Source organism: Neorhizobium sp. BETTINA12A (assembly GCF_023006485.1).
Classification (GTDB): Bacteria; Pseudomonadota; Alphaproteobacteria; order Rhizobiales; family Rhizobiaceae; genus Neorhizobium.
In genome coordinates, this window is the sequence record NZ_JALBGW010000196.1 from 1 (window position 1) to 8,116 (window position 8,116).

The window sequence follows — 8,116 nt, forward strand, 5'->3', positions numbered from 1 at the left end:
AGACGCCGACGACCGGCTGGATGCGATGCGGCAGCGGCTCGGTCACCCCCATCTGCGGCCCCTTCGCGACGACCGGGACGGCTTCCCCGAATTGCGCGGAGATCCGGGCGCCCCAGGCGCCGGCAGTGTTGAGCAGGCAAGCAGCGGCGTGGACGCCGTTCGAGGTCTCTACCTCGAAGCCATAGGCGCTTCGCCGGATCGCTTTCACCTCCACGTTCTGGACGATCTTAGCACCGATACGTCTCGCGGCATCCGCGAAAGCCGGGGCGATCAGGCGCGGATTGCCGCTTCCATCCTCCGGAGAAAAGGAGGCGGCGATCGCCTCGGGTCCGAGCCCCGGAAAACGGGCATGGAGCTCCGTCGCGGCAAGTTCCTCAAGGTTGAGACCCCAAGGTCTGGCGGCTGTCGCGAAACTGCGCATTTCCTCGAGACCCGTCTGGCTGAACACCAACCGGACATGGCCGGTCGCCCGAAACTCGACGTCCCGGTCCAGCATCTCCGCCGCCTTGCCCCAAAGCGTCAGCGATCGTCGGGCGAGGGGAAGTTGCGGCAGGTAGCGGCCGCTGCGGCGGATATTGCCGAACGAAGCGACCGTCGCGCCACTGCCCACCCGGTTCCGCTCGATGAGCGTCACGCGCAGACCACGCCGAGCGAGAAAATAGGTCGATGCGGCCCCCATCAGGCCACCACCCAGCACGATCACATCCATAAGGCCGGTTCCGCAACGTCTTTCATCCTCGCCACCATTCCGGTGCGGCCGGCCGGTGTCAAAGTCGAGGTTTTCGCCTTCCCATAAGCCGGACCTATGGGACCTTCTTGGCGAGGCATAAGCGGCACTTATGGGCAGCGGCTTTTTCGCTCTTGGACCGCCTTTGCCCATTCGTGCCAGCTTCATGACAAGCAGCAGGAAAGGACTTAGCGACATGGACAGTGCGGCCGCGCCAGGCAAAGGAACCAGCGATCAGCAGGACTGGAAGATCGGCGTCGATATCGGCGGGACCTTCATCGACTTCTGTGCACTGGAAACGCGATCCGGCCGGGTTGCTTCGCTCAAGGTTCTGACGACACCGGACGATCCGGGTGCGGAGCTGATGACGGGACTGTCGCTTCTGGCCGAACGGGAAGGGCTCGAACCCGCAGCCGTCAGCCGTTTTGTCCACGGAACGACCGTCGGCATCAACACCGTGATCCAGCGTCGCGGCGTGTCGCTGGCGCTGATGACCAATGCCGGTTTCGAAGACGTCATCGAGCTGGCGCGGTTGCGGATGCCGGACGTCTATTCACTGTTCTGCTCCCGGCCGGACCAGCTCATTGCCCGCGACATGATCTTCGGCATTCCCGCTCGCTTGCGGACGGATGGCAGCGAGATCGAGGCGCCGGATCTGGAGGCGGTCGCGGCAGCGGTCGCAAAGGCGAAGGCCAATGGCGCCGCCGGTATCATCGTCTCCTTCCTGCATTCGTGGCGCACCGACATCCATGAGGTGGCGGTCAGCCGAGAAATCGCCCGGATCGCCCCCGAACTCTTCGTCTTCACGTCCAGCGAGGTCTGGCCGGTCATCCGCGAATACGAGCGGACCACCACCGCTATCCTCAACGGTTACGTCCACCCGCGTGTCTCCGGTTATCTGACCGCACTCGAGGAAAAGCTGCTCTCGCGTGGCGTCACTGCGCCGGCGCTGCTGACCAAGTCGAACGGCGGCGTGATGAATGCCGACGAAGGCAAGCGGTCATGCGTGCAGATGCTGTTGTCCGGCACGGCCTCCGGTGTCATAGGCGCCGCCTGGCTCGCCCGCCGTGCCGGCGAAAAGCATATCCTCACCCTCGATATCGGCGGCACCTCGGCCGACTTTGCCCTGATCATCGACGGCGAACCGCAATTCGGCACCGGCGAGCTGGTCGGCGAGTTCCCGCTGCATATCCCGTCCGTCTCGGTCAGCTCGATCGGCATCGGCGGCGGTTCTATCGCCAGCGTCGATGCGCAGGGCGTGTTGCGGGTCGGACCGGAATCGGCCGGCTCGACACCCGGGCCTGCCTGTTACGGACGCGGCGGAGAACAGACGACAGTGACCGACGCCATGGCCGTCTGCGGCTGGCTCGGTCACAGCCAGATGGCCTACGGGCAGCTACAGATCGACGTCGGGCTTGCCCGCGCGGCCGTCACGCGGCTCGCTGAAAAGATCGGCCGGACCGCGGAGGAGGCCGCCCAGGCCATTCTCGACGTCGCCATCTCGGAAATGTTCGTGGAGGTCGAGAAACTCGCATCGCGCGCCGGCGTCGATCTCAGGGAATTCACGCTGATGCCGTTCGGCGGCGGCGGCCCCATGCTCGGCGCGTTTCTCGCCCGCGAATTTCGTATGGCGAAGGTGATCGGCGCACCGCGTCCGGGTGTTGTCTCGGCGCTCGGGGGCCTGGTCGCAGATCTGCGCGGCGACTTCATCCGCACGGTGTTTACCCATCTCTCCGACGAGGCGGCACCACAAATGCGCGAGGCGCTGGACGCGCTTGCCGTCGAGGGGCGCAACTGGCTCGCCAAGCAGGGGCATGCCGGCGCCGCGACGCTCAATGTCTCCGCCGACATGCGTTATGTCGGTCAAAGCTTCGAGATCGAAGTGCCGATCCAGCCAGCCTGGATCGCCGAGGGCAAGCTCGGTTCGATCGAGGAAGCCTTCCATGCCATGCACGCCCGGCTCTACGATTTCCATGATCCGGACGGCGCGATCGAGATCGTCAACCTGCGTCTCTCGGCAATCGGCGCCGGCCCGGCACTGGAAATCCCGGTCGATGCCCGCGAGGACGGTGAGGCGGTCAACCCCGAGCGCGAGATCCCGGTCTTTACCGGCAAAAGCTTCGAGTGGATCGGCCTCTATCGGCGTGATCGCCTGCGTCCCGGCAGCCGCTTCGCCGGCCCGGCGGTCGTTGCCCAGGAAGATACGACCTTTGCGATCCCGAGCGGCACACATGTCGAGGTCGATCGTCACTTGAACCTGCATCTCACCTTTTCGGAGTAATGGCCCATGTTCGATCCCTTGAACCTTCAGGTGTTTGCCAATCACACCCGCGCTGCTGCCGAAAACATGGCTTATACGCTGCAGCGGACCGCGCATTCCGCCTTCGTCAAGGAGACGGAAGACTTCACGGTCATGCTGGTCAATCGCAGAGGCGAGACGTTCGGCGTGCCGATGGGATTGGGCGCGACCTGGTATCCGGGTCTCACCTATAGCCGCGCGATCGCGATGATCGACGACTACAAGCCCGGCGACGTGGCATTCACCAATGATCCCTATTCCTGCTTCGTGGCGACGCACGCGCCGGACACCCATCTGTGGAAACCGGTTTTCTACGATGGCGAGATCATCGCCTGGACCGGCGGTCATATCCACAACACCGACATGGGTGGCGCGGTGCCGGCCTCCCTGTCACGAGCGTTGACGGAAATCCATCAGGAGGGCATCCGCTTCCCGCCAATGAAGCTGGTCAACGAAGGTGTCTTCGACGAAGACATCCTGAAGATCATGACCACCAATGTCCGCAAGCCTGATCTCAATATTGGCGACATGAAAGCTCTGGTCGGGGCGCTCAACACGGGCGAACGCAAGATCCTCGCCATGGTCGAGAAATTCGGCAAGCAAGCCTTTCTGGAGGGCACCGAGGTCCTGCTCGACCACGCCGAAGCGCAGGCGCGCGATCTTCTGCGCTCCATGCCGGACGGGGCCTGGGAATTCGTCGATTATGCCGACGAGGATTCGGTCGAAGCCAACCCGTGCCGCCTGAAGCTGACGCTGACGATCAGGGGCGACGAGGCAATCCTCGATTTCACCGGTTCCGACCCCCAGCTCGGCTCTTCGCTCAATGTCCCCTCGGGCGGCGATCCGCGCCATACGATGCTTCTGGTCGGCGTCTATTACGTACTTTACACGTTGAACCCGAAGATCCTCCTCAATACCGGCCTGACGAGACCGTTCACCTGCATCACGCCAAAGGGCAGCGTGCTCAATCCGATCGCGCCGGCTGCCGTCGGCATGCGCTCGTTGACCTGCGCGCGGCTGCGCTCCGTCATATTCGGCGCCTTCTGCCAGGCCGTGCCTGAAAAGCTGCCGGCAGCACCGGCAGGCAACAATTGCATCGTCAACGTCATGACAACCGACGAACGGAACGGCCGCACCGTGATCGCCGCCGTCAATCCGGTGGTCGGCGGCGGCGGGGGCATGCCCCACCGCGATGGCACCAACGGCTCCGGCGCCGATGCCGCCTATCTCAAGAACACCCCGATCGAGATCACCGAGACGGAAGTGCCGATCGAGTTCGTCAAATATGGCCTGGCAAAGGACAGTGGCGGCGCCGGACGCTGGCGCGGTGGGCTGGCGACCGAAATGGCCTTCCGGGTTTTCTCGCCCGGCAGCCGCATCACCGCCCGGAACCGCGACCGCAGCTTCTTCCGCCCCTGGGGCACACTGGGCGGCAGGGCCGCCGGTCTGTCCGACATGGTGCTGAACCCGGGCCGTGACGACTTCCAGCGGCTCGGCAATATCGATACCGCGGTTCTGCAGCCAGGCGACGTCCTGGAGATCCGCTCAGCCGGCGGCGGCGGGCGCGGCAACCCTGTCGAGCGCGAGACCTGGCGCGTGGCGCGGGACGTCGCACGCGGCTACGTTTCTTCCGAGGCTGCCGAACGTGATTATGGCGTCGTCATCCGCGACGGCACGGTGGACGAGGCTGAAACCGAAAAGGTGAGAGCCGCTCGGACCGCCCCGACCGGACACTTTCACTATGGCCCCGAGCGCGAAGGTTACGAGGCGCAATGGACGCCGGAGGCCTACGACCTGCTGACCGACCTGCTGCAGGGCCTTCCCATCCATTGGCGCTTCTTCACCAAGACGGAGATCTTCCGTCGGATGAAGGGGCGGGTCGGAGCCGAAGGCGTGGCCGCCGCGTTCGCGGATGTGCGCGCTCGCTTCACGAACATGCCAAGCCCCGCCGAGGCGCGGAAAGAGGCTGCCGAATGACATCTGGATTGCCGCCTGCCGCTCTCGGGGGGCGAATTGTGCGCCTTGCCGAAAAGGGCAGGCCGCAGGTTCGGTTCCGGCTGGATGGCGCCGATTGCCAGGCACTGGCCGGCGACACGGTGCTCACCGCCGTCCTGGTCTGCGGACCTGCCGTGCGGCAGTCGGAATTCGGCCGGGAGAAACGGGCGGGCTTCTGTCTGATGGGAGCCTGCCAGGATTGCTGGATATGGCAGGAGGACGGCTGCCGGCTGCGGGCCTGTTCGACAATGGTCGCCGAGGGCATGCAATTGCGGACCGTGCCGCCGGAAGCATGGCCATGACGGCACCGGGCGCTGAAAAGGTGGTGATCGTCGGCGCCGGCCCGGCCGGTATCCGCGCCGCAGAGCGTCTGGTGCAGGCCGGGGTCAAACCGATAGTCATTGACGAGGGCATCAAAGCGGGTGGCCAGATCTATCGGCGCCCGCCACGGGGCTTCGTGCGATCGCCGGAACAGCTCTACGGACCGGAAGCTCGCAAGGCCGTGGCACTCCATACGGTGTTCGACCGCATGGTTGCCGCCGGGCAGATCGACTATCATCCGCAAAGTTCGGTCATGACGATCGCCGACAATTTCCTGCAGGCGCTGACGCCCGCCGGCCGCAAGGATTTCACCTACGACCGCCTGATCCTTGCCACCGGCGCCATGGATCGCCTGGCGCCGATCCCCGGCTGGCAGGCACCAGGTGTCTACAGCTTGGGGGCGGCACAGATCGCCCTGAAGGCGCAGGGCGTCGCCCTCGGCAGCCGGATCGTTCTTGCCGGTTCGGGACCGCTGCTGACACTCGTCGCGACCCAGTTGCTGAAAACCGGCGCCAAAATCGCCGCGATCCTCGACACCTCCTCGATCAGCGACCAGGCAGCAGGTCTTCCGGGCATGCTGGTAAGGCCCAGCCTGGTCCTGCGTGGACTGCTGATGCGGGCAAAGCTCGGTCGGCTTTATCATGCCGGCGTGACCTTGGACCGGATCGAAACCGACGAACGCGGCCCCGCCGGCCTGTGCTGGCGGGATGTACACGGCCGGGCGCATGTGACGGCTTGCGACATGGTCTGCCTCGGCTGGCACTTGCGCGCCGAAACGCAGCTCGCGGGCCTGGCAGGCTGCACGTTCGACTACGACGAAAGCTGGTCGCAATGGCTGCCCCGGACCGACCGGATGGGCAGGGCGGCCGAGGGACTTTATCTAGCGGGTGATGGTCTGAGAATTCTCGGCGCCGACGCGGCGGAGGTGGCCGGTCGGCTTGCCGCGACCGCCTGCCTTGCCGATATGGGTCTTCCTTCGGCGGACGCAACGTCGGATCTGCGCCGATTGCGCCGCTACGAACGTTTTGGCCGCGCCATTGCCCGCGCCTTTCCCTGGCCGGGCGAAATGGTCCGCGCCGTTCCGGACGAGACGGTCGTTTGCCGTTGCGAAGGGGTGACGGCAGGTCAGTTGCGCGAGAGCGTCGTTTACGGCGGTGGCGAAGCCAATCGGGTCAAATCGCTGGCGCGCGTCGGAATGGGCCGCTGCCAAGGGCGTTACTGTCAGCTCGCCGGCGCCGAGCTGATCGCCGAAAAGGCCGGTATCAAGGTCTGTGACGCGGGCCGGCTCCGCGAACAGGCCCCCGCCAGACCCCTGCCGATCGGTGAATGGGTTCGCGATGCCTGACCGGCTCGGCCGAGATGCCTAAGATTCCAAACCACCGGCCTTCAGGACGCTGGCACAGGCCTCCCGAAGATCGTCGCGCATGGCGAGATGGCTTCCCGTCAACGGGCGGTCTCGGCTGGTGAGCAAGGCGATCGGCACGGAAATCTTCTGCTGCAGCGGCCGAAGGACAAGCCCCGGAAACTGCTGCCATGGCAGGAGCCGATCGACGATTGCGACACCAAAGCCGTCGCGGACGAAGGGCAGGGCGGTAATAGAGATATCGATCTCGATTGCCGGGTTGAATATCTGCTTTTCCGCGGCCGCGGCGCTGATCAGAAGCCGGCCCGGCAGTGTGCCGGCCCGGTAGGAGATCAAAGTCTCGTTCTGCAGGTCGGCAAAACCGATCCGATCCAGTTCGGCCAGCCGATGGTGCTCAGGGATGATGCAGACAAGTTGCGTGTGCCCGAGTGTCTCCACGTCGATACCCGGACGGGCCGTGTTGTTCATCACGATTCCGAGCGGCGCGTCCCCGTCGCGGATCATGTCGACGACGTTGACCAGCGGGGCGATCAGCGAGCGCACGACGATATCAGGATGGGCCGCACGGAACGACAGAAGCGCCTTGGGTACGATCGACATCGCCGGCGGTGCTGACGCGGCGATCCGGATCAGCCCGGTGCGGCCGAAACGCATGTCCGTGGTGCGCCGGCGAAGGGCGCTGAGCTCGGAAAAAATCCGCTCGCATTCCGGATAAAGCTCTTCGGCTTCCCGGGTCGGAACCAGCTTTCCGCGGAGCCGGTTGAAAAGCTTGAAGCCTAGCTGGTCCTCGGCATGCAGCAGGATCTGGCTGAGCGCAGGCTGCGATATGTTGAGCATCGCCGCCGCGCCGGTCACTGTCCCGGTCCGCATGAGCATGCAAAAGACCTCGAGCTGGCGTGCCTGCATTCGGGTTCACCGTGTCCTTTGGTTCGCGGGTTTCACTCTAGTCCATCGGCCCCAAGATCAGAAATCCGCCACCTTGCCCCAGGCGGAGGTTTGAAAACGTTTGGGATGATAGGGTAGCGGATCGACGATCGGGGTGGCGGCGGTGACGATGTCGGCGATCAGGTGGCCGGCGCCGGGTCCGATACCAAAACCGTGGCCGCTGAACCCTGCCGCCAGGATGAAGCCCGGAACGCTCGCGACTTCGCCGATCGCCGGAACTCCGTCCGGGGTCGAATCGATATAACCGGCCCAACTCGCAGTGATGCGGCGCCCGCCGATCGCCGGCAGCAGTTCGACGGCGCGCTCATATGTCAGCTTGATCGTGCTCGCGTCGACGGCCGGATCGAGGATGCGCATATGCTCCATCGGCGTCGGTCGGTCCAGCCGCCAGCGGGCCAGGCTTTCATGGCCGCTGCGCAGACCTTCGAGGCCGCCGGGCGAGAGGCTGCGCCAGCGGCGCATGAAC

The 8,116-nt window shown here is 65.1% G+C and carries 7 protein-coding genes; 4 read left to right on the forward strand and 3 right to left on the reverse strand.

Features of this window, described 5'->3' with window-relative positions; genetic code table 11:
• Positions 1-709 (reverse strand): FAD-binding oxidoreductase (locus MOV61_RS26540; RefSeq protein ID WP_247138725.1); only part of this gene is annotated, 709 nt, incomplete at its 3' end.
• 214 nt (positions 710-923) lie between these two features.
• On the opposite strand from MOV61_RS26540, the gene MOV61_RS26545 reads away from it, so the two are divergent.
• From MOV61_RS26545 to MOV61_RS26560, 4 genes are read left to right on the forward strand one after another with little or no spacing between them, the layout of a single operon-like run.
• Positions 924-3,008 (forward strand): hydantoinase/oxoprolinase family protein, encoded by a 2,085-nt coding sequence (locus MOV61_RS26545; RefSeq protein WP_247138726.1) that lies wholly within the window; start codon positions 924-926, stop codon positions 3,006-3,008.
• 6 nt (positions 3,009-3,014) lie between these two features.
• Positions 3,015-5,003, forward strand: a complete 1,989-nt coding sequence (locus tag MOV61_RS26550) for a hydantoinase B/oxoprolinase family protein (protein ID WP_247138727.1) — start codon at positions 3,015-3,017, stop codon at positions 5,001-5,003.
• A complete protein-coding gene (locus tag MOV61_RS26555; RefSeq protein WP_247138728.1) occupies positions 5,000-5,323 on the forward strand; it encodes a (2Fe-2S)-binding protein in 324 nt (107 codons plus the stop codon). Before MOV61_RS26550 ends, MOV61_RS26555 begins: the two co-directional genes overlap by 4 nt.
• Positions 5,320-6,687, forward strand: coding sequence for an NAD(P)/FAD-dependent oxidoreductase (locus MOV61_RS26560; RefSeq protein WP_247138729.1), 1,368 nt, complete (start codon positions 5,320-5,322; stop codon positions 6,685-6,687). Before MOV61_RS26555 ends, MOV61_RS26560 begins: the two co-directional genes overlap by 4 nt.
• Before the next feature lie 18 nt (positions 6,688-6,705).
• Here MOV61_RS26560 and MOV61_RS26565 read toward each other — a convergent pair whose 3' ends face one another.
• Both MOV61_RS26565 and MOV61_RS26570 read right to left on the reverse strand, forming a co-directional pair.
• A complete protein-coding gene (locus MOV61_RS26565) occupies positions 6,706-7,611 on the reverse strand; it encodes a LysR family transcriptional regulator (RefSeq protein WP_247138730.1) in 906 nt (301 codons plus the stop codon).
• A 57-nt stretch (positions 7,612-7,668) separates the two neighbouring features.
• Positions 7,669-8,116: FAD-binding oxidoreductase (locus MOV61_RS26570; protein WP_247138731.1), on the reverse strand; the 448-nt coding region annotated here is incomplete at its 5' end.